This is a genomic window from Aquamicrobium ahrensii (genome assembly GCF_040545755.1).
GTDB classification, from domain to species: domain Bacteria; phylum Pseudomonadota; class Alphaproteobacteria; order Rhizobiales; family Rhizobiaceae; genus Mesorhizobium; species Mesorhizobium ahrensii.
Genome location: NZ_JBEPMN010000011.1, coordinates 95605 through 115801 on the forward strand (window position 1 = coordinate 95605; position 20197 = coordinate 115801).

General features: G+C 62.4%; 15 protein-coding genes and 1 pseudogene. 7 read left to right on the top strand and 9 right to left on the bottom strand.

Going from position 1 to position 20197, the window contains the following annotated elements; all coding sequences use genetic code 11:
* The first annotated feature begins 101 nt into the window (after nt 1–101).
* Entirely contained in the window at nt 102–1871 is a 1770-nt protein-coding gene (locus ABID44_RS13880) for an ABC transporter ATP-binding protein/permease (protein ID WP_354152310.1), read from the top strand.
* Nucleotides 1872–1907: 36 nt separating this feature from the next.
* Here the strand turns inward: ABID44_RS13880 and ABID44_RS13885 are convergent, their stop codons facing one another.
* Entirely contained in the window at nt 1908–3788 is a 1881-nt protein-coding gene (locus tag ABID44_RS13885; protein ID WP_354152311.1) for an SIP domain-containing protein, read from the bottom strand.
* 243 nt (nt 3789–4031) lie between these two features.
* Here ABID44_RS13885 and ABID44_RS13890 point away from each other — a divergent pair, with 243 nt between their 5' ends.
* Nucleotides 4032–5402, top strand: coding sequence for a glycine cleavage T C-terminal barrel domain-containing protein (locus ABID44_RS13890; RefSeq protein ID WP_354152312.1), 1371 nt, complete (start codon nt 4032–4034; stop codon nt 5400–5402).
* 35 nt (nt 5403–5437) lie between these two features.
* Here ABID44_RS13890 and ABID44_RS13895 read toward each other — a convergent pair whose 3' ends face one another.
* The 8 genes from ABID44_RS13895 to lhgO all read right to left on the bottom strand — a co-directional run bounded on the left by ABID44_RS13895 (nt 5438) and on the right by lhgO (nt 15622).
* Entirely contained in the window at nt 5438–6367 is a 930-nt protein-coding gene (locus tag ABID44_RS13895) for an FAD:protein FMN transferase (protein ID WP_354152313.1), read from the bottom strand.
* Between the two features lie 3 nt (nt 6368–6370).
* Nucleotides 6371–6946 carry a nitrous oxide reductase accessory protein NosL gene (locus ABID44_RS13900; protein ID WP_354152314.1) on the bottom strand — a complete coding sequence of 192 codons (576 nt, stop codon included), beginning with the start codon at nt 6944–6946 and terminating at the stop codon, nt 6371–6373.
* Nucleotides 6943–7764, bottom strand: a complete 822-nt coding sequence (locus ABID44_RS13905; RefSeq protein WP_354152315.1) for an ABC transporter permease — start codon at nt 7762–7764, stop codon at nt 6943–6945. The genes ABID44_RS13900 and ABID44_RS13905 overlap by 4 nt, the downstream gene beginning before the upstream one ends.
* Nucleotides 7761–8660 carry an ABC transporter ATP-binding protein gene (locus ABID44_RS13910; protein WP_354152316.1) on the bottom strand — a complete coding sequence of 300 codons (900 nt, stop codon included), beginning with the start codon at nt 8658–8660 and terminating at the stop codon, nt 7761–7763. Before ABID44_RS13910 ends, ABID44_RS13905 begins: the two co-directional genes overlap by 4 nt.
* The gene (locus ABID44_RS13915) at nt 8626–9954 is read right to left on the bottom strand and encodes a nitrous oxide reductase family maturation protein NosD (RefSeq protein ID WP_354152317.1); all 1329 of its coding nucleotides are present in this window, start codon (nt 9952–9954) and stop codon (nt 8626–8628) included. The genes ABID44_RS13910 and ABID44_RS13915 overlap by 35 nt, the downstream gene beginning before the upstream one ends.
* Nucleotides 9955–9956: 2 nt before the next feature.
* Nucleotides 9957–11915: a TAT-dependent nitrous-oxide reductase gene (gene nosZ / locus ABID44_RS13920; protein ID WP_354152318.1), complete on the bottom strand. Its 1959-nt coding sequence runs from the start codon at nt 11913–11915 to the stop codon at nt 9957–9959.
* A gap of 17 nt (nt 11916–11932) precedes the next feature.
* Complete coding sequence (locus tag ABID44_RS13925; RefSeq protein WP_354152319.1) at nt 11933–14131, bottom strand: 4Fe-4S binding protein; 2199 nt, start codon at nt 14129–14131, stop codon at nt 11933–11935.
* 300 nt (nt 14132–14431) lie between these two features.
* Complete coding sequence (lhgO, locus tag ABID44_RS13930; protein WP_354152320.1) at nt 14432–15622, bottom strand: L-2-hydroxyglutarate oxidase; 1191 nt, start codon at nt 15620–15622, stop codon at nt 14432–14434.
* Between the two features lie 136 nt (nt 15623–15758).
* Here lhgO and ABID44_RS13935 point away from each other — a divergent pair, with 136 nt between their 5' ends.
* From ABID44_RS13935 to ABID44_RS13955, 5 genes and pseudogenes are all read left to right on the top strand, one after another.
* Nucleotides 15759–15923, top strand: coding sequence for a hypothetical protein (locus tag ABID44_RS13935; RefSeq protein WP_354152321.1), 165 nt, complete (start codon nt 15759–15761; stop codon nt 15921–15923).
* 394 nt (nt 15924–16317) lie between these two features.
* A complete protein-coding gene (locus tag ABID44_RS13940) occupies nt 16318–16833 on the top strand; it encodes a sigma-70 family RNA polymerase sigma factor (RefSeq protein ID WP_354152322.1) in 516 nt (171 codons plus the stop codon).
* 84 nt (nt 16834–16917) lie between these two features.
* Nucleotides 16918–17892: a FecR family protein gene (locus tag ABID44_RS13945; protein WP_354152323.1), complete on the top strand. Its 975-nt coding sequence runs from the start codon at nt 16918–16920 to the stop codon at nt 17890–17892.
* A gap of 193 nt (nt 17893–18085) precedes the next feature.
* Nucleotides 18086–18340, top strand: a pseudogene (locus ABID44_RS13950) (STN domain-containing protein); the annotation flags it as partial.
* A 63-nt stretch (nt 18341–18403) separates the two neighbouring features.
* Nucleotides 18404–20137, top strand: coding sequence for a TonB-dependent receptor domain-containing protein (locus tag ABID44_RS13955; RefSeq protein WP_354152328.1), 1734 nt, complete (start codon nt 18404–18406; stop codon nt 20135–20137).
* Nucleotides 20138–20197 lie beyond the last annotated feature (60 nt).

Below are 20197 nucleotides of genomic sequence, written 5' to 3' on the forward strand. Positions count from 1 at the left end.
AATGCAGCGGGAACAATGAGATGGAGCGGGAGCCAAGCCGTCCTTTGTGGCGGTTTGCATGCCTGGCTGCCTGATGACTGTGCCGAAAGCGGAAGTCGCCGATGATTGAGATAATCCGTCATGTATTGCGGATACTGAAACTGTGCACCAGCGGCCGGGGCGGCAGGGCGACGCTTCTGCTTTATGGTCTGGTGCTCGTGCTGGAGCTGGGATCCGTTGCGGTGGCGCTGCGCGTCATTGACTGGACCAGGGACTTCTACGATGCGCTCCAGCAAATGAATGCGGCAGCGGCGTTGCATCAGACCTGGGTTTTCGCGGTCATCGTAGCTGTGGAGGCGGCAAGAAACCTCTGCTCGATCTATTTTCGCAAGATGCTGGAGATCAGATGGCGCGAAGCGCTAACCGCGCGCCTGCTCGACAAATGGCTGGATGACGGTCGCTATCACCGCACGCAGGAATTCACCGAAGCCAGCCTGCTGGACAATCCGGATCAGCGCATCGCGGAGGATAGCCGAATCTTCCTTTCCGGAAATGTTGCCGACAGCACCACCGCTTCCGGCTTCATTCCGCTCTCCCTCGACATCGTCACGCGCACGGTAGGACTGATTTCCTATGCCAGCGTGTTATGGTCGCTTTCCAGCTTTGCCCTCGACCTTGGGGCGCTCGGCATCGACTGGTCGCTCCCGCGCTACATGGTCTGGCTTGCCTTCGCCTATGTCTTTCTTGCAATCGCAATCACTCATTTTCTCGGGCGGCCGCTTAAGGAACTGTACTTCAAGCAGCAGCAGCGCGAGGCCGATTATCGTTTCGGTCTGGTTCACATACGCCGGAATGCGGATCAGATTGCGCAACTCTCCGGCGCTGCGGCCGAGCGTCGTGAATTGGATACCCGTTTTGACAGGATCATCGACAACTGGCGACGGCTTATCGGGCAGGAGCTGAGGTTGAGTTCTTTCACCTATCCCTACTATTACACAGCCCTGCGCATTCCAACTTTCCTTGCAATGCCCGCCTATTTCGCCGGGGCGCTCACATTTGGCGGGATGATGCAGATCAGCTCCGCCTTTGCGAAGGTGGTGACCACGCTATCATGGTTCATCTTCTCTTATCGCCCGCTCTCGGAACTGGCAGCCGCCGCGAAGCGTCTGGGCGGCCTGATCGAATTTCTGGATGCGCCCGCACCACAGGGGGAACCCTGCATTTCTGTTGAACCATCGTCCAATGGAACGGTTCGTGCAGACAGGCTGGTATTGGCGACGCCCGCCACAAAACCCTTTCTCTCGTTGCCGGGGCTCCATCTTGGTCAGGGTGAGACGCTTTGGTTGAGCGGACCTTCTGGGATCGGAAAAACGACGCTCGGCAAGGCACTGGCCGGCTTGTGGCGTCATGGCCAAGGCCATGTCCTGATTCCGCAAGACGGCTTTTTCGTGCTTCCCCAACACCCATATCTGCCGCTGGGCGATGCCGTGGAGGCCGCCTGCTATCCCCGTCCCGTCTCCGACTTCAGCAGGCAGGACATTGACGCCGCGTTGCACGACGTTGGTCTGGAGCCCGACATCATCCGCGCCATGCGCCCTGAAGATCTGACCACTCTGTCCGGAGGGGAATTGCAGCGGCTGATTCTGGCTCGTCTCTTCCTGCACAAGCCGCGATGGGTCGTTATGGATGAAGCGACAAGTGCGCTCGACAGAGCCGCAGAGGAAGAGATCTTCCGTGCCCTGTGCAGAAAACTGAAAGGCACGAGCTTCATCGTCATATCCCATCGCCGGCCGGAGGGTCTGGGTCCGGTAAGGGAAATGGACCTTTCTGTGCATACCGCGCAATCCGGTCGCCCTTTCGAGGCTGCCGAATTGCGGGAAGCGGAAGCATAAGGGCACACGGTGAAACGCCGTCCGCCCGCATTGCTGTCAGGCCGGAACGGCTCCGGGCTTTACATGTGCTTCTGAGCAAACCCGGTCGAGCAGCTCATGCCAGGACCGCGCCTGCGGGCCGCCCGGACGACGTTCGCCGAATATCCAGGCGATCTGGTTACCGCCGGCATCGAAAAGCTCGATAGACCTGATCTCTCCGTCGATGGTCGGCTTGGACACGAGCCAGCAGCTCGCCGCCAAGGAACTGACAATCTCAAGCCCAAAAGTCTCATCCGCGATGGAAAGGCGATCCGCTGTCACAGCGACGTCGTGCACCGGGCCGATATGAATTTGAACATTGCCTGGCGATCCCACGAAGATCATGACGCCTTCGCCTTGTCTGGCAGATTCCACCAGAACTTCGAAGAAAAGGGCCGTATCGACCTGACGCGCCAGATCGTCAGGGGCCAGCCGATAACTTTGTGTGCGCTGTGCGCCATGGCGTCGGGCCAATGCGAAGATATCGTGTGTATCGAGCATGGAACGCCATTCCGCCGCCAGCGCCTTGGCGTCGATCTCGCTATCTGCCAGGGGAGCCGCAGGTGATGAAGGACGCCGGACCTCGATCTGCGGCGTCTGATCACTGTCCTTGAAACATTCGGCCAGCTTGCGCAGCCTTTCCCCCCCAGCCGGCGTCCGCGCGAGAATATGCAACACCGACTGCCCATAGCAGTCGAAGATATGCAAGCCATCGGCCCCATATCCCGACACCGCCGCCTCTGCAAAGAAGCAGTGCGCCCAGCTTTCCAGCCTTATGCGCAGATTGATGTTACGGTCGAGAACGACCGGGCGTTCCTCGTTCCACATAATGCGGTCGAATGTGCCGTGCTTGCGATGGACCGCGGCATGATTGCGTGTGACGACCGTCACTTCACCTGCTTCTGGCAGCGCGCGCACAATGCCTTCCCAATCGTTGTCAAGCCGCGTTGCACCTCCTTCCACCAGGGCGCTCGCAACATGGACTTCGGTGAGGGTCCGCGTCGCCGCGAACTTCGACATCTCAAGCGGTTGCGCGTCAGCCAGATTCTCCAGCCACGAAGCAGCCAGTCGCCCCGCATCAATCGGCTCGAAAAGCTCGACCGGACCCGGCCGGGCCAGAAGCTTCGCTTCCGTACGCGTTTGCTTGCTGGCGTTCCAGTAGGGCGCGACGTGCATGCGCCTTTCATCGAGGTGGCCAAGCTTGCGCCAATGGGCGCGCGCGATCTGGAAAGCGGTCAGTTCCGCACCGAGCCAACAGACGACTCGACCTGTTTCGGGAACGGGCGTTTCCACCACCATCTGCGCCAGCAGCCGGCCACGCGGCTGGTCGGGTCGGACATCGCGCAGGAGCCACCTTATCTCTACGCCAGCGGGGGCGTTCAAAGGTTGCCTCTCATGTGCATTGGCGACTTCGATCAGCGCGAGACCCCGCGCATCTTGCGGCAGGTTTTCGAGCATGCGTGCAATCGGCGGCAATGAGGATTCGTCACCGGCAAACAGATACCAGTCAGCCTCCTCGACAGGGCGGCCGATCGGTCCGATGACGCCCAGAGCCGCACCTGCCTCCACATCGCGCGCCCACGCCGCGGCCACGCCATCTCCATCATGAAGAAGGAAGTCGATATCGACTTCGCCCGCCTCGGCGCGAATATTCCGCAAGGTGTACGCCCGCATCGGCATACGCACCTGCCCACGATTCCAGACCGGACGACCATCGGCGCTGATTTCAGGCCATTGCGGCTGCTGTCCTTCGGGAAACAGAAGCCTCGCATGCAGGCCACTGCTTCCCAGCCGCCCCACATCCTCTCCGGTCAGGGTGATGCGCCGCATGGTGGGCGTCAGATCTGCCCACCCGCATACTCTCATAATCCGTAACGGGCGGTCGACTGCAGATTCCATCCCATCCTCTCCCGATAACGCCCGCTTGCTTTTGCGCGCAGTGTGTCGTCGCTTGGTTGAAAGAGCAATGAGTTTGTCTGCGTTCTGCCCGGATAGCTGCGGGAGTGTGCGTCTTTGGGGATATCGTGGGATGGCACCCTGAATAACAGTTTCGGCGCTTCCATCGCGTCGATTGTCGGTTCTGGGCCCGGTTCGCCGATCTTGCAGTCCTAGACTGCACCGGTCTCAGTAAAGGAGGTCGTTATGAGCCTTGCCTCAAACATCCATGCTGAACCGACAGTTGCTCGCTCTCCTGCCCTGCCGTCCAGCTTCGTTCACCAAAATCGCAGCGTCGATCAATCCGACCGCAAAGTGCCGATCAATCTGCGCCAATCGGGACCGACGCCGGTGGAAATGTTGATTTCCACGCGGGTGCGCAAATCGCCTTACTGGCATCTTTCCCATGCCGCCGGCTGCTGGCGGGCCACGGTCTATAACCGCATGTATCATCCGCGCGGCTATGTCCGGCCCCAGGATGGCGGTGCGATGGCGGAATATGACGCGCTGGTGAACCATGTCACCATGTGGAACGTCGCCGTGGAGCGCCAGATACAGGTCAAGGGTCCTGAAGCCGAGAGGTTCGTCAATCGCGTCATCACCCGCGACGCGACCCGCATCCGGCCGATGAACGGCAAATATGTCATCCTCTGCAACGAGGCCGGCGGTATCCTGAACGATCCCATCCTGCTGCGCCTGAGCGAGGACGAGTTCTGGTTCTCGATCTCCGACAGCGATCTGGAATGGTGGCTGCGGGGCGTCAATGTTGGCCTGGGGATGAATGTCGGGATCGCCGAGATCGACGTCGCGCCGGTGCAGATCCAGGGACCGAAGTCCGAAGCGCTCATGGCCGACCTGTTCGGCGAGGCGGTGCATGCGCTGCCCTATTACGGCATGATGGAGGCCGAGGTCGCCGGCCGGCCGGTCGTCATCTCCCAGACCGGGTTTTCGGGTGAGAAAGGCTATGAGATTTATCTGCGGGACGCCACTCTCCACGCCGAGGAGTTCTGGAAGGCGGTGCTGGCGGCAGGCGAGAAGCACCAGTTGATGGTGATCGCGCCGGCGCATCACCGCCGCATTGCCGCCGGCATCCTGTCCTGGGGCCAGGACATTGATCAGGAGGTGTCGCCTTTCCAGTGTCATCTGGCCTATCAGGTGCCGCGCAAGAAAATGGCGGACTATATCGGCAAACAAGCGCTGGAAGCACAGCGGGCCGCAATCGAAGCGGGGCGTTCGCCATTCACGATGACCATGGTCGGGCTCACCTTCGGCGGCAAGCCTGTCACCGACTATGCGCCCGACTTCTGGCTGATTTCCGACGAGGGTGGCGGTGAGCCGGTCGGCTATATCACCTCGCCATGGTTCTCGCCCGAACTCGGCGTCAACATCGCGCTTGGCTGGGCGCCTGTCGCCATGAAGCCGCTGGGGACCAAACTGAAGGTTTGGCTCCCGGACGATTATGCTGATGAACCGGGAGTTCCTGTGGCGGGGCGCGTCGTCGAAGTCCCCTTCCGCCCTTCGGTCAATCCGAGCGCGCGTGAGGTGGCCAAGGCGCATGGCCGCGATGCGGCCTATTGATCGCCCGGACAGGCGAGGCCCGACGCCATAGGCCTTTATGAACGCTCGCTCAGGGGAGCCGCCGCTTCACAACGGGCATCGAAAAACTGGCCGATCACGCCGGCAATCGATGCCTGATCGGGCATCAGGCACGAGGCCGTGGACAGCGCATCTGCGATTGCGGCCGAGGGCGCGGAAATCGAAACGGATCGCCAGCCTGAGCGAACCGGTCGCCCCGTCACGGGATCGAGAATGTGCCCGTCATGGCCGGCCTGATCGAACGTCGTCCCCAGGGGAGAAGAAGTCGCAAGCGCTCTCTGGCGCAAGGCCAGCCGCGCGCCCGTCTCCAGCAACATAGGCCAGTCGTCGCCCCCCGGCTGTCCGCCCAGCGCGCGGAATTCGCCGGAGTCTATGAGAATTTCGTTCAATCCTTCGGCTTCGAGCAGAACCGCAACCCGGTCGGCGACATAACCCTGGCCGACGCCGTTCAGGGTCAGGGACATGCCCGGCTGGAGGGTGATCGCCGACGGGTTCAACTCGACCTTTTCCCAGCCGACATGCAACCGGGCCCGTTCGATAGCGGCGTCCGCGGGTTTCTCGCCGGCGGCCGCCGCCTCGGCCCACAGCGCCCAGAGCGGCTGCACCGTGGGATCGAAGCATCCGCCGCTGGCGCTGTGGACGGAACCCGCGATCGACAGGCATTCCAGCAACTCGAAAGGAGGGTTGTCCAGCCGGCCATCGCGGTTCAGGCGACTGACCGCGCTGTCTGCCCGGTAGAGGCTCAAGATACTCTCCAACCGATCGATCTCCGCGAACACACGGGCGGCGATCGCCTCGGCTTGCGGATGGTCGAGCCTGATGGAGGCTCGCGCGCCAAGAGCCTGCCCCGTCCAGAGGCGGGCCGCGGGTCGCGCTTGCGCCATTCCGGCCCAGGAAGATGCCGCCATGGCGGCGGAAATTGCGATCAGGCGGCGACGTGTCAGCATGGTTCAGCCTCCAACAGCATTTGGCAAGGCCCGCAGACGGCCTTCATAATCGGCGTCACCGCCCTCGGCCGGGTCCTGCTCCACCGGCGTCAGGACCATGTCGTCCGTGATCGCCGACAGCTCCAGAACCGTTCCGCCTTCAGTCTTCACGAACGCCTCGGCGTCAGCCCGGGAGGCGAAGGGCACGGTCTCCGGAGCGCCCATGCCGCCTGCGCGGACCGAGCCGACTACGAAGAACGCCTTGCCGGCATCGATCCAGTTGCCGTCGCCCGGCTGCTCCCAGGTCGCGCCGCCTGCGCCCATGTCGTTGACATAGATCGCGAGGATCGGCGCGATCTGTTCAGGCGCGCGCGCATAGGCGATCGCATCGCGGACCTGGCTGAAGAACAGTGGCGCCGGCATGTTTTTCATGTGGACCTGCGCCTTGGGACCGGGATGCTCCAGCAGGTTCATCTGGCAATAATGGCCCAACGTCTCCGCCGTCATGTCCTGCGGCGCGATGTTCTGTGCGACCTCCTCCGTGCAGGCGCTCACCGACAGCAGAACGGCCATCAAAATCAGGCGCAGCTTATTCGTCATGGCGTCACCTTTCTGAACGCGGCCCACGCCAGCGCCAGCGCGGCGACCGGCCAGAGCAGGATGGACGCGGCGGATTGCCAGAGCGGTATCGCGTCGGCTGCGCCGCCGATGCCGCCAGCGGCGGAGACGGCTGCGGCGGCCGACAGGTTGAAGATGCGGAAGGCGTCGGCGGGATTTGACAACAGCGCGATCGGCAGGATGCGGGTGGTGAGAGGGCCGCCGGAATCCGAAACGATCAGGGCCAGCAGAGCCAGATCGTACAGAACGACCACCGCCAGCCACAGACCGATGGCAAGCCCCGCCGCGCTGGATGTGCGCCGGGCCAGGGCCGAAAGCGCGTAGCCCGCCCCGAGGAATGTCGCGCCGAGCAGGACCGACGACCAGACGAGCCGCCACAGGGAGGGCAGCCCGTCGAGCGAGTCCCTGTCGGCAAGCAGCGCCGCCGCGGCGGCGGCCCCGTAGCCAAGACCAGTCGCCAGCCCGAGGATGGCGATATGAGCGAGAAGCTTGCCCAGCAGGATTTGCAGCCGCGAAACGGGATAGGTCAGGAGCAGCGGCAGCGTCCCCCGCTCGACTTCGCCTGCTATCGCATCGAAGCTCATAAGCAACGCCAGCAGCGGCACCAGATAGACCGACAGCGAGGTCAGCGAGGCGACGACGACCGAAAGCCGGTCGACGCCGATGTCGCCGGTTGGGGCGGCCCCCGCCGCAGCCAGCACCAGCGCGAACAGCGCCATCATCGCGGTGGCGATGACGACCCAGCGATTCCTGAAGGCCACGCGGAATTCACACAGGGCGGTGGCAAGGACACGGTTCATTGCCCGTCCCTCCGGCTGAAATGGGAATAGATGTCTTCGAGGCTCGGCGGGATGACGTCGAGGTCGGCGACCTGTGCGCCAAGCGCGGTGACTTGCGACAGGAGCGGCAGCTTCCGCGCCTGTTCGCAGCACACCCGCAACCGGCCGTCCTGGGTGCGGGCCGATTGCGGAAACGCGGCGGCCAGCGCCGTCTCGCTGCCCGGCGCGGGGGTGATCAGCAGCACGACCGGCAAAGCCGCCTGCCCCCGCAGTTCGGCCAGCGTTCCCTCCGCCGCCAGATGCCCCCCCGAGAGGATAACGATCCGGTCGGTACGAGCCTCCACCTCCGTCAGGACGTGGGAAGAAAGCAGTATGGCGGCGCCGTCGGCGGCCAGCCCATCGAGAAGATCATAGAAATCACGTCGGGAAACCGGATCGAGGCCCGATGTCGGTTCGTCCAGCACCAGAAGGCGCGGCTTGCCGATCAGCGTCTGGGCCAAACCCACGCGCTGGCGCATGCCCTTGGAATAACCGCCCATGCGCCGGCGCGCCGCATGGGCCAGCCCCACCTTTTCGAGGAGGCCCATCGCCTGTTTCGGATCCTCGCCACGCAGAGCCAGATAGTAGCGGATCTGCTCCTCCCCGGTCAGCGCGGGGTGGAACGACGCATTTTCCGGCAGGTACGCCACTTGCGCCCGCGCCGCGGCGGAACCGGGCGCCGAGCCGCAAACGGTGACCGAGCCGTTGTCGAAGGGAATCAGGCCGAGGATGATCTTCATCATCGTCGACTTGCCCGCGCCATTGTGGCCCAGCAGCGCGACGCGCTTGCCGAGTTCCAGCCTCAGCGAGACATCCCGGAGCGCCTCGACCGTCTGGAAACGCTTAGTGAGCCGTGAGATTTGCAGGGTCGAGGTCATCAATATTTCCTTGGGTCCAGCGTCCCCTGACGCCGGCCTCAAAACTCTGTGCCTCCGCCGTGACGGGAATCGTCAGGGCGCGCATCAGAGGGGCTGAATCGCGCACGCCGCCCGGCAAGGTGGCCGGGAAACTCTGCTGGCTCCAGCGAACCAGTTGCACCGCAGGAGAACCCGTCAGAAGCGCAGCGGCGGGCTGCGACCAGAGAATCTGGTCCATCAGGTCGTTGGGACGGTAGAAACTGTCGGCGACGCCGTCGCCGTTCAGGTCATAGGCCGGATGATCCGACCAGAAATTGCCCCGCCCTTCATGGCTCCATTCCATATGGCGCGTGCCGACATATTTCACCTGCTCGCGGTTGCCCATGAAGGTGTTGCCGGTGAGCACATTGCGCTCGGAGCCGGCTGTGAAATGAATGCCAATTCCGCAGCCTTCAAACCGATTTTCCCAGATCAGGTTCTTGTGGGCGTTGTAGATGAAGAGGCACTTCTTCGTGCCGCCACGCACCAGATTCCCGGTCACATCCGCATTGTTAGCGTAGTTGAGCATGAGCCCATGCTCGCGGTCGCCAAGGCTCTGATTGTGCAGGATCTTCGTCCTGTCGGAAAACATGATGGCAAAGCCCAGATGGTTGCCGATCGAGATGTTCTGCGACACTTCCGTGTTGCGGGTGTACATGAAGTGCACGGCAAAGCGCAGGTCGCGCATCAGGTTGCCGCGATAGATGCTGTTGGAGCTGGCATTGGAAAAAATGCCGTCGCGACCGTAGCGGATCGAATTCCCCTCAAGCAGCGTCCCCGGGCTGTTCCAGACGTAGATGCCGTTGCCGCGCTCGTTCATGTGCGGGTTCTGCGTGCCGATGATCTCATTGCCGAGGACCCTGGCGTCGCGTCCGCCATGCACGTCGACGCCATGCATGTTGCCGGTAACCAGCAGCCCTTTCACCAGCGCGCGATCCGCGCCTTTCTCGATCTTCACGCCGGCGTCCAGATCCTGATTCACATGGCCCGATCCGGTGACGGTGAAGCCTGACAAGGTGATGTCCGATGCAGTCAGGGTGATGACGCTGCCTTCGCCACCGCCGTCGATGACCGCGCCGCGCGGACCGGAAATGGTCAGCGGACGATCGACCGTGACGGGGCCCTGATAGACCCCGTCGACCAGCCTGAGCACGTCGCCGGGCGCAGCCACGGCGACGGCCCGCGCAAGGCTGCCCGTTCCCGGCGCGACCTCCCGCTCCGCCGCGACCAGTGGCGCGGCGAACAGCAGGCCGATAAGAAGGACAGCCACACGCATGGTTAGGCGCTCTTCGGCTCGACGAACATGCGGCCGCGCATCTCCATATGGAGTGCGTGACAGAACCACTGGCAATAATACCAGTAGACTCCGGGATTGGCCGCCACGAACGTCACCGAAGCGGTCTGCTGCGGTCCGACCTCCATCGCCACACCATGGTTGCCCATGGTGAAGCCATGCGTCAGGTCATCGATCTCGTCGAGATTGGTGACGGTGATCGTAACCTCGTCGCCCTCCTTCACGGTGAAGCTCTCGACGCTGAAGGCCGGCGCGACCGATGTCATGTAGACGCGAACCTTGTCGCCGTCACGGACCACCTCGTCGGTCCACTCATCGATATCGACGCCGTCCTTCTCCGCCTGCGCCCGCGTTTCGGCCCACATGGTGTCGTTGCGGTCCCAGACGGACTTGATGTTGGACATGATCGAGGGATGAACGGCGATCGCGTCATGCGGCTCAGCGAAAGTCGGGCCGTCATGGACCAGCACCATCTTGTCACCCGAAATGTCGATCAACTGGTCGTTCTCGGGCTTCAGCGGACCCACGTTGAGGAAGCGGTCCTTCGAGAACTTGCACAGGCAGACGAGCCAGTCGTTGGTCGCGTCGAGCGTCTCGCCCATCACCGTTTTCAGGTGGCCCGGCTGGTAGTGGACGTCGAGCTTGTCCTTGATCGGATCGATCTTCTCGCCTGCGTAGGCACGGACCGCGTCCTCGATGTTCCACTTCACCACCTGGCTGTCGAGGAAGAGCGAAGTGTAGGCATTGCCACGCCCGTCGAAGGCGGTGTGGAGAGGTCCAAGCCCGAGCTGCGGCTCCGCCACCACGGCGCTGCGCGGTTCGGCATTCTCATAGAACACCGCGTCGAACCTGGTGACGTCCAGCACGGTGACGGTGGGCGACAGCTTGCCGGCGACGCACAGGTGCTTCCTGTCCGGCGCCATGTTGCAGCCATGCGGATTGTTGGCGATCGGGATGTAGCGGGTGAAGAGGGAATTGGCTTCCTTGCGCCCGTCCAGCACCTTGACGCCGTTGATCTCCTCGTACTGCCCGGCGGCGATGGCCTTCTCGATCTCCGCGAGATTGAAGACGACGACGTGATCCATCTCGGATTTGGTCATCTCTTCCAGCGTCACGCCCATTTCGGAGTTGTAGCTGGTCGAAAAGGCCCACTTGCCCTCGTAGTCGGCGTCGCAGTTGTCGAGATTGCCCGAGACCTGAACCTGCCAGGCCACTTCCCACTTGTCGGCGTCGACCGCGGTGAAGATGTTCACATAGGTCGACACGTCCGTCATGGTCGAGCCGTCATTGTTCAGCGGCGCTTCGTCCTCGCCGTTGCAGAACACGTAGTTGGAGCGCGGCCACTTCTGCGGGCGCATGCCATGGATGCCCTTGGCGTTGGGAATCTCAAGGATCGCGTCGGTCTTCATGACATCGCAGCGCACGCGGGCAACACGCGTGTTGGCCTTGTCGTTCATGAACAGGTAGCGGCCGTCATACTTGCCTTCGGTGAAGGACATGTGGACGTGATGGAGATCGCCATTGTCATGAATCTGCTTGCCGTTGGCGGCGAGCTGCCTCTTCGTCCTCTCCGTCATCGTGCGCTGGTGGATGCGGATCGATTCGTTGGTCTGGCCCCACCCGGTCGCCGAGCAGCGATTGAACACCGGCACACGCATCAGTTCGCGCATGGAGGGAATGCCCAGGATGCGCATTTCGCCGGTCTGGCCGGAGGACCAGAAGCCGTAGTAATCATCAAGCTGGCCCGGTGCGGTGGAGCCGTCCGCTCCCGCCGCCCGCGCGCTGCCGCCACTCATGGCGGTGGCGGCTCCGGTCACGCCAAGGCCCAGGGCCGCGGGGCCAAGCGCCATGCGGCCGCCAAACGCGCCCGCCGCTACGGCGCCGCCAGCGGCGCCGCCAAGCAGGGTGCGGCGGCTGAATCCTTTTTTCTCGGTCGGTTCCATATTCGACACTCCTTTGGTTAAACTTCAGAAACGGTGGCTCGGGTGACAGTGGGCTGGCCGATGGAAGGACGCCGCGGCCCGGGCGGCGTGCTTTCAGCCAGTTTCTCCCGGCGCTTCAATTTCTTGATCACGACGGGACAGGTGGTCTCGGACTGGTAGAGCACCTGGCAATGCAGGCAGTTGATGCATTCGTTCGGGTTGATCTCGCCTGTCGGATGGATCGACTGCACCGGGCATTGGTTTGCGCAGGTCTGACAGGGGTTGCCGCATTCATGGTAGCGCTTGAGCCAGTCGAACATCCGCAGCCGCGCGGGGATCGCCAGCGCCGCGCCCAGGGGGCAGAGATACCGGCAGTAGAAGCGCTCAACGAACAGCCCGGCTATCAGCAGCGCTGCGGCATAGGCGACGAAGGGCCAGGCGCGCAGGAATTTCAGGATGATCGCGGTCTTGAAAGGCTCAACCTCGGCCAGAAGCTCAGCCTGTTCGACGCTGACCAGCGAGACGCCGAACAAACCCAGGAAGATCATGTATTTGATCGGCCAGAGCCGCTCGTGCAGTCCCCATGGCAGGGTCCATTGCGGGATGCGCAGCTTGCGGGCGATCTGATTGGTCAATTCCTGCAACGCGCCGAACGGGCACAGCCAGCCGCAATAGGCGCCGCGTCCCCAGAACAGGAGGGCGGCGGCCACCGCGAACCACAGGATGAAAGTCAGCGGGTCGAGCAGGAACGCCTGCCAGCTGAAGCCATTCACAAGACTGCCGAACAGCGCCATGAGATTGACGACCGACAGTTGCGCATTGGCGTACCAGCCCAGGAACACCAGCGTCACCGTGAGAAAGCCGATGCGGAAAACATAGAACAGGCGTTCGTTCCTGACGGCGAATGTCTGGAAGAAGAACACGCCCGTCAGGACCGTCAGCATGACGCCGAGCACGACGATCTTCAGCTTCGAATCCATCCATATCCGCTTCCAGAGCTCCGCTTGCGCCGCACCTTCATTGCGATCGGCAACCGACACAGCTTCCGAAGGGGATGGCGCGGACGCCGACGCCATGGCGCGCAGATATTTCTGCGGCAGCTGGTAGCCGAGATCGAAGGTGTGGAAGACCTTTTCGGTCGGCCCGACTTCACGCTGCACGAGCAACTGGATGCGGAACGGCCTTGCCGGATCGAAACCGACATTCGCGGGAATGCGGAACAGGTCCTTCTCAGTGAAGTCAGGTGCGCCTGCCGCGGCCAGACCCGACAGACGCCGATGGTCGCGGTCACGAAAACGCACCGACACATCATCCTGGATCAGGACAACCCTGTCGAAAATGCCGCCACGCACATAACCCGATCCCTTGAAGGAATAGAGGCCGCGCCCCATCAGCGCGATGGCGTTCTCTCCTTCCTTCAGCCAGGCCTTCAGGTTGGCTGCCTCGGCGCTACCGAGAAGTCCTTCCGCGATCGGCGGCGCGGAAACCAGCGCCGCCTGCAATTCGATGAAAAGCGTCTCCGGCGGTTGCGTCAATGCGCGCTCGCGCGCCCTGGCGTCCGTGTGCGCCGCGAAGGCGGCGTTGACCTGCCCGACATCCAGCGACAGCCGTCTCACCGTCCCGTCGCCTTCGGCCTCGAACCAGTCCGCCGGCGCGGTCGCGTCAGGATCCATCTCGAACCGGGGACCGCCATCGGCCTGCTCGGGCGCCAGTCCGCCAAGGCCGAGCGCGCGGGCGACCTTGAGGCCGGACCTGATGATCGAATCGTCGATGACCATCACGGTCACGGTGGCGCCGGAGATGATGTCGACCTCGTGCGCCGTGCCCCCGGCCTTCGCTTCCGCCAGAAGGTCGAGGCCGGTATAGCCTTCGACCAGCGCCTTCACCTTGGCCTCCGGGATGCCGATCAGCACGATGGGTTCGGAGTGCTTCACCAGCTGGACACCGACGATCCGGGCGTTGTTGTCGACGGCTACAAGAGAATGAATGGGTTTGCCCGAATATCCGGTCGTCCCGACGAAATCGGAGGTGATGAACGCCCAGGCGATCGTTTCGCCGCCTTTCATGACAGGCGCGACGGCCAGATCGCTACGGATCGGGCCAAAGCTGTCAGCGTCAGGAACCAGATCGGACGCGACCGCTTCCGGCAGGTATTCCTGCAACACGGCAGCCGCAAAGGCGCCAGTTCCCCAGCTCGCTATCGCACAAAGGAAAAACAGAAAACGAAAAAATTTCATTCAGCGGCATCCGGCAATTCATGGCCGCGACGCTATACGGCTTCCCCGGAGCGCCTTTGCGCTAAGTCAAACAACCAGACGGTTCATCTGCGACAAAATGTACGAAGGCGCGGGCGATCCATGCCGGATTCCGGCTGCCGGATTTGATGTCCCCGCCACTCCCGATCAACAGGCCGGCATAGAGATGACGTCAGGCGGCTTGGGGAAGCGGGCCAATTCCGGGCCAGCCGGTCTTACGCCGCGCCCCCTCTTCGACGCGATCCGGTGTCGGGTAGGCAATGCCGTCCCCTCGCGAAGAGGTCAGTCTGCGGCGTGCAGCCGCTCGTAGATCATCCTGCCTATCGGCAGGGCGGAGGTGGCTGCGGGCGATGGCGCATTGCAAACATGCAGCGCGCGCTTCGAACGCAGGAACATGAAATCGTGGATCAGCGCGCCGCTGCGCGACACGGCCTGCGCGCGGATGCCCGCACGATAGGGTTGCAGGTCTTCCAGTTGCAGCGACGGGCAGTATTTCCGGCACTTCTCCAGATAGGCGCTCTTGAAGAGCGAATCCCTCATCTCGCCGGCGCCGCTGGAAAGATTGGCGGCGATCAGCTTCCAGAAGCCGGGAAAGCGCAGATAGCTCGCGATGTCGCGCGCGTTGACCGAGAATTTCGGATAACCTTCGCGCGACAGGCCCAGAACCGCATTGGGGCCGACCGTCAGCGCACCGTCGATCATTGGCGTGAGATGGATGCCGAGGAAGGGCAGAGCCGGGTCCGGCACCGGATAGATCATCCGTTCCACAAGATTGGCCAGTTCCGGCCGCAGGGCATAGTATTCGCCACGAAACGGCACGATGCGGAAATCGACTTCCATGCTGGAGCGGCTGGCCAGACGATCCGCCTGCAGGCCTACGCACGCCACCGCGTAGCGCGCCTCGAAGACGGTCTCGGCAGTGACGACGCGCACATGATCGGCCCGCTCTTCCAGGCGCTCGACCGACATGCCCGTCATGATTTCTCCGCCGCGCTCCCGGATCCGGTCGGCCATTGTGCGACCCACCTGCGCATAATCGACGATGCCCGATTGCGGAACGAGGATGGCGCCCAGACCCGAGGCCGCAGGCTCCATCTCCGTCAGTTCTTCCGCGCCGAGCCTCCGGCAGGAAATGCCGTTGGCGGCCGCGTTCACCTCCAGTGCGGCAAGTCGCATCATTTCGAGTTGATCGGTGGCCACCACCAGCTTCCCGGGGGTGCGGTAGACAATCCCGTTCTCATCGCAGAACGCCTTGGTCGCGCTTTCGCCGGCGCGGCACAGCTCCGCCTTGAAGCTCTTGGGCGCGTAGTAGATGCCCGCATGGATGACGCCGCTATTGTGTCCGGTCTGATGACTGGCCAGCGCGTTTTCTCTCTCGATGACCAGTATTCGGGCGTCCGGCTTGTTGCGCGAGACCGTCAGCGCCGTCGCCAGGCCGACAATGCCCCCTCCGACAATGCAGTAGTCGTACATGATAATTCCCGGACCCAACCTGGACGTTTGACTGGCACGTGGTCAGCATGATTGTCAACAATACGGACGGTAGCCGATAGAGCGTTCCGACCCGCGTCGGCGGCGTGTTAGAGGGAGCCGGCAAGAAGGCGGAAAAATGATCGACCAGATCGCCAATGCGTTGAGATTTGACATCATTTTCAGACGATTGCGGCCACGCGAACGTCTGGTCGAGGGCGACCTGACCGAGCGTTTCAGCGTCGGCCGCTATGTCATCCGGAGCTTGCCGAGCGTTTCTGTGCGGAGCATGAGATCATTATAGAGGCGATCAGGGCGGGCGACCGTGACACGCTGGTGCTCGATCACATGAAGCTCGCGCTTCAGGCTTAGGAGTCGGCGCTGCGCCACTGGTGATGAAGGACGCTGCCCCGACGGCACAAATGTTGCGTATTTGACACAGATATCCTGAATGCGCAGCAATGGCGATCGGAACCGCCGGCTCAACGCGACAAGGAGTCGGCGAATGAAATCAACCAGAAAACATGCTCTGCGTGCTCATGTTTTGGCGCTCCTTCCCCGCCAGGCCCGGATCGCTTCTAATTCATTGTAGTTGCCTGCATTTTTGCGATCGTATAAGCGACGACAAAACCTTCTGCCCAGCCATTACAGCCAAGGCAAGTCGTCTCGACATCTAATGCTGTGCGGAAATCAGTGCCATGGCCCGTTCGTTCCAACACTTCCTCAACGACATTTTTCGCAGCTACCATGCCGAGGCCGTCCGCTTCGCCTCCCGGCTGGTGGGCGGCCGCGACAATGGCGAAGAGGTCGTGCAGGACGCCTGGGTCAGCCTGGCCGTTCGTGGCGGAGCAACCCCGATCGAACATCCGAAAACCTATTTCTTTACGGCCACCCGCAACGCCGCGATCGCTTTCACCGCCCGCGAGCAGCGTGAATGGTCCCGTCGCGTCGATTTCGACGCTCTGCCGGAGTCGGAACTCGTCGACGACTCCGTCGCCCGTTATGAGCAGCGCCGGCAGTTGGCCAAGCTCGCCGTCTTCCTCAACGAACTGCCGCCAGCTTGCCGCAAGGCGTTCGTCATGAACAAGTTCGAAGGCTATTCCCATCCCGAGATCGCTGGCAGGCTCGGCATCTCCGTCAGCATGGTCGAGAAGCATGTGGTCCGCGCGCTTCTCCATTGCCGCGCCTTGATGCGCGTGCATGCCGACGACTGAGGAAATTTCGTTTGCCGTTGCGGTTTTTGCCCTCACCCACCCTCTATACATATGATGCGGATTTTTGCTCGCGGGCTGGCGCTCATGACGGTTGATGCTGACCAAAAAACGGATGAACTCATCGAGGCGGCGGTGCGATGGGTCGCGCGGCTGAATTCCGGAACGGCGACCAGGGCCGACCGGCAGGAATGGCGCGCATGGCGTATGACGAGCCCCGGTCACGAACGGGCCGCCGTGGAGGCTGAGCGCCTCTGGTCGGACATTTCGCAACTGCATGTCGACCCTGCCACCGGTCTCGTCAAACCGGGCAGGAAGCCGCGCCCGGTATCACGACGGGCGGTTCTGACGGGTTTGATCGGGTTGGCGGCAGCCGGCGCGGCCGGCGGCGGCATGTGGCGTTCCGGCGCTTTCACGCGCATCCTTGCCGATCATGCCACCTCCGTCGCCACAACGAACCTGATCGAGCTTCCTGACGGCTCAAGGGTCACGCTCAGCGCCCGGTCCGCCATCGACGTCCTCTTCGGCCCGGACACGCGCGGCGTCTCGCTTCTTCAGGGGCAGGCGTTCTTCGAGGTAGCCAGCGGTCCGTCACACCCGTTCCGGGTTGCGATGGACGGTCTCTCGATACGGTCGCACGGCGCAGCCTTCAACGTCACCCGCGACCTTCCCGATGGCGGAACCGAGATCGCCGTTGCGGCAGACATGGCGAGGGTGTTCGCGCCAGCCGCCTCCTATATCGACCTGCGTGAGGGCGATATCGTCGCGGTGAATGGGTCAGGCCACATCGGACCGGTTCGCACCCAGGACGTCGCCGAAACCGGAGCATGGCGGCAGGGCTTCTATCGTGCGAATGCGCGCACGCTCGCCGAGGTCGTCGCTGCGCTGTCGCCATGGTACGGCGGAAGCATCGTTATCGCCGGTCGCGGCCTGCACGCGCTTCGCGTCGATGCGGTGCTCGACCTGCGCGATCCACGTGGGTCGCTGGATGCCTTGCAGGGGGGCCTGCCCATCCACGTTCGTCATCTGGCAAATCTTCTTACAGTGATTTCAACGGCCTAGAAATTTCCTGAGTTTTCTTATCCTCTTTAATTGAGGATTTTCCGCGCCCCGCCTCTCTAAACTGATGAGGGGTATGAAAGCTTGAGTTCGCCGCCCTCACGCAGAGAACCGAGGACAGGGGCTTATAGTGAGAAATTCTACGCGCGTGCATATGTTGAAGGCGTTCCTGATCGCATCGACGGCCATGGTTCCCATGGCTTCGGTGTCTGTCGCCCAGGCGCAGACTGGAGCCAGGCTGCAACCGGCCTCCTTCGATATCCCTGCCCAGTCGCTTTCCGATTCCCTCGCCGCCTTCGCCCGTATCACGGGCCTGCGCATCGCCTATCCGGCGGAACTGGCGCAAGGCAGGTCTGCGCCTGCATTGCAAGGGCCTCTCACCCAGACCCAGGCTCTGGAGCGGCTCCTGTCAGGCAGCGGTCTTGCCTGGCGCTTTACAGGCGGCAACGCCGTCACCGTGTACGATCCCTCAACCGCTGTCGCTGACGCGCCGGTCAATGCGGACGGATCGCTCGTGCTTGACACCATTACCATCAGCGGCGCGGGCGGAGGAACGCTCGGAAGTCACGACGACACTTACGGAAGCACGGGGTCAGTCAGCTATATTTCGGGACAGGAGATCGAACAGCGACGTGGAACATCGGCGGGAGATTTCATCTCCGGCATACCCGGCGTCATCAATGGAGACAGCCGCAACTCGGGCGCGCTCGATGTGAATATCCGGGGGCTGCAAGGACAGGGTCGCGTCCCGGTCGTGATCGACGGCGCCACGCAGGAACAGACCGTCTATCGCGGTTATAACGGCGCCCGTTCAGGCAGTTATGTCGATCCCGATTTTATCGGTGAAGTTTCGGTCGAGAAAGGGCCCAGCGCCGCGGCTGACGGCTCAGGAGCGATTGGCGGAGTCGTGCGGATGCGTACACTTTCAGCAGCCGACATTCTGCTGCCCGGCAAGCAAATGGGCGTCCGGCTGCGTGGAGGCTTCAACACCAACAGCACCACCCCGCCGGACGTGTTGACACCCGGCGGCATGGCCGGTGGCAGCTATGCGGCAGGATCCACGCCGACAACGCGCGACGGCGGCAATATGGACCGTCCCGCCTTCCTCGATCCGACAGGAGGAAACGGAAGCGTGGCTGCGGCTTTAAGTTCGGAAAGCATCGACTTGGTCGCCGCCTATGCACGGCGTCACAACGGCAACTATTTCTCGGGAACGAAAGGCGGCGGGCAGCCATCTTTCGTCGATCGCACCACTGATCCCGACTTCCCGAATATCGGCTATGAGGGCCTTTCCCCCTGGAAGGGCGGCGAAGAAGTCCTGAACACCTCCACGGATACTGAATCATTGCTTCTCAAGAGCAATATCCGGTTTGGAACAGATCATGCGCTGGAACTGAGCTATATGCGCTACGACAGTGAGTTCGGGGAGATTATGCCGACCCGCCTCGGCACCCACACCAGCGCTGTCGGGGGCTATCAGTCCGAACCGGACACACTTGATCTCAAAACGTGGAATGCCCGCTATCGCTGGTCGCCTGAAAGCGACCTCATCAATCTGAAGGTAAATGCATTTCGCACCGACCTGGACCACCGCGCTACGAATTTGCTGACGATAGGCAACACTGCAACCCGGTCGGTGATGTATTCCCAGACGATCCGCGATGGCGTGTCGGTCTCGAACGAAAGCGTGATCGCCCCCATACCCGGTGAATTTCTACTGGAGTATGGAGGGGCCTGGCAGCGTGAGACTGTCGGGCTTCCGAAGGATCTCGAAGACAAGCAATGGGTGATCAACCACTCGGAATTTCCACCGCGCTCGGGCTCCCGTACGGAAACAAGCGCCTTCGCCAACGGAAAATGGGACATTGCGCCGGAATGGCAGGTGACTGCCGGTTTGCGGTACGTCGACTTCCGCACGATGGACCGCAACTACAGCTTCAACATGACAGGCAACTGGCCGGACTTCGCCTATGAAATGATACCGGGTCAGATCACGCATGTTTCGAGCAGCGGGCTTTCCAAGAACCTATCATTGAGCTGGCGGCCGCTTGACGATCTCCACCTCTACGGTCGCTATTCCGACGCCTTGCGTATGCCGAGCATCTTCGAAACGCTCAAAGGCTTTTCGACTGCCTACCTGCCCTCGGATTTGCGTCCGGAACGGGCCAAGGTGTTCGAGTTCGGCGCCAACAAGACTTTCGAGGAGGTTACCGGTGAGGTGGTCCCGGTTTCCGAGACAGGGGCATAAGGTGGATCGACCGATGAAAAGGACGATCCAGCATGAAGACACGCAGACGGTTCTCGGCCG

What these genes read in the sequence shown, in the direction of transcription:
- ABID44_RS13905 (WP_354152315.1), bottom strand. Translation starts at nt 7,764, where the DNA reads ATGAACCGTGTCCTTGCCACCGCCCTGTGTGAATTCCGCGTGGCCTTC.
- ABID44_RS13935 (WP_354152321.1), top strand. Translation starts at nt 15,759, where the DNA reads ATGATCGACCAGATCGCCAATGCGTTGAGATTTGACATCATTTTCAGA.
- ABID44_RS13910 (WP_354152316.1), bottom strand. Translation starts at nt 8,660, where the DNA reads ATGACCTCGACCCTGCAAATCTCACGGCTCACTAAGCGTTTCCAGACG.
- ABID44_RS13895 (WP_354152313.1), bottom strand. Translation starts at nt 6,367, where the DNA reads ATGCTGACACGTCGCCGCCTGATCGCAATTTCCGCCGCCATGGCGGCA.
- lhgO (WP_354152320.1), bottom strand. Translation starts at nt 15,622, where the DNA reads ATGTACGACTACTGCATTGTCGGAGGGGGCATTGTCGGCCTGGCGACG.
- ABID44_RS13945 (WP_354152323.1), top strand. Translation starts at nt 16,918, where the DNA reads ATGACGGTTGATGCTGACCAAAAAACGGATGAACTCATCGAGGCGGCG.
- ABID44_RS13940 (WP_354152322.1), top strand. Translation starts at nt 16,318, where the DNA reads ATGGCCCGTTCGTTCCAACACTTCCTCAACGACATTTTTCGCAGCTAC.
- ABID44_RS13885 (WP_354152311.1), bottom strand. Translation starts at nt 3,788, where the DNA reads ATGGAATCTGCAGTCGACCGCCCGTTACGGATTATGAGAGTATGCGGG.
- ABID44_RS13925 (WP_354152319.1), bottom strand. Translation starts at nt 14,131, where the DNA reads ATGAAATTTTTTCGTTTTCTGTTTTTCCTTTGTGCGATAGCGAGCTGG.
- ABID44_RS13880 (WP_354152310.1), top strand. Translation starts at nt 102, where the DNA reads ATGATTGAGATAATCCGTCATGTATTGCGGATACTGAAACTGTGCACC.
- ABID44_RS13890 (WP_354152312.1), top strand. Translation starts at nt 4,032, where the DNA reads ATGAGCCTTGCCTCAAACATCCATGCTGAACCGACAGTTGCTCGCTCT.
- ABID44_RS13915 (WP_354152317.1), bottom strand. Translation starts at nt 9,954, where the DNA reads ATGCGTGTGGCTGTCCTTCTTATCGGCCTGCTGTTCGCCGCGCCACTG.
- ABID44_RS13900 (WP_354152314.1), bottom strand. Translation starts at nt 6,946, where the DNA reads ATGACGAATAAGCTGCGCCTGATTTTGATGGCCGTTCTGCTGTCGGTG.
- nosZ (WP_354152318.1), bottom strand. Translation starts at nt 11,915, where the DNA reads ATGGAACCGACCGAGAAAAAAGGATTCAGCCGCCGCACCCTGCTTGGC.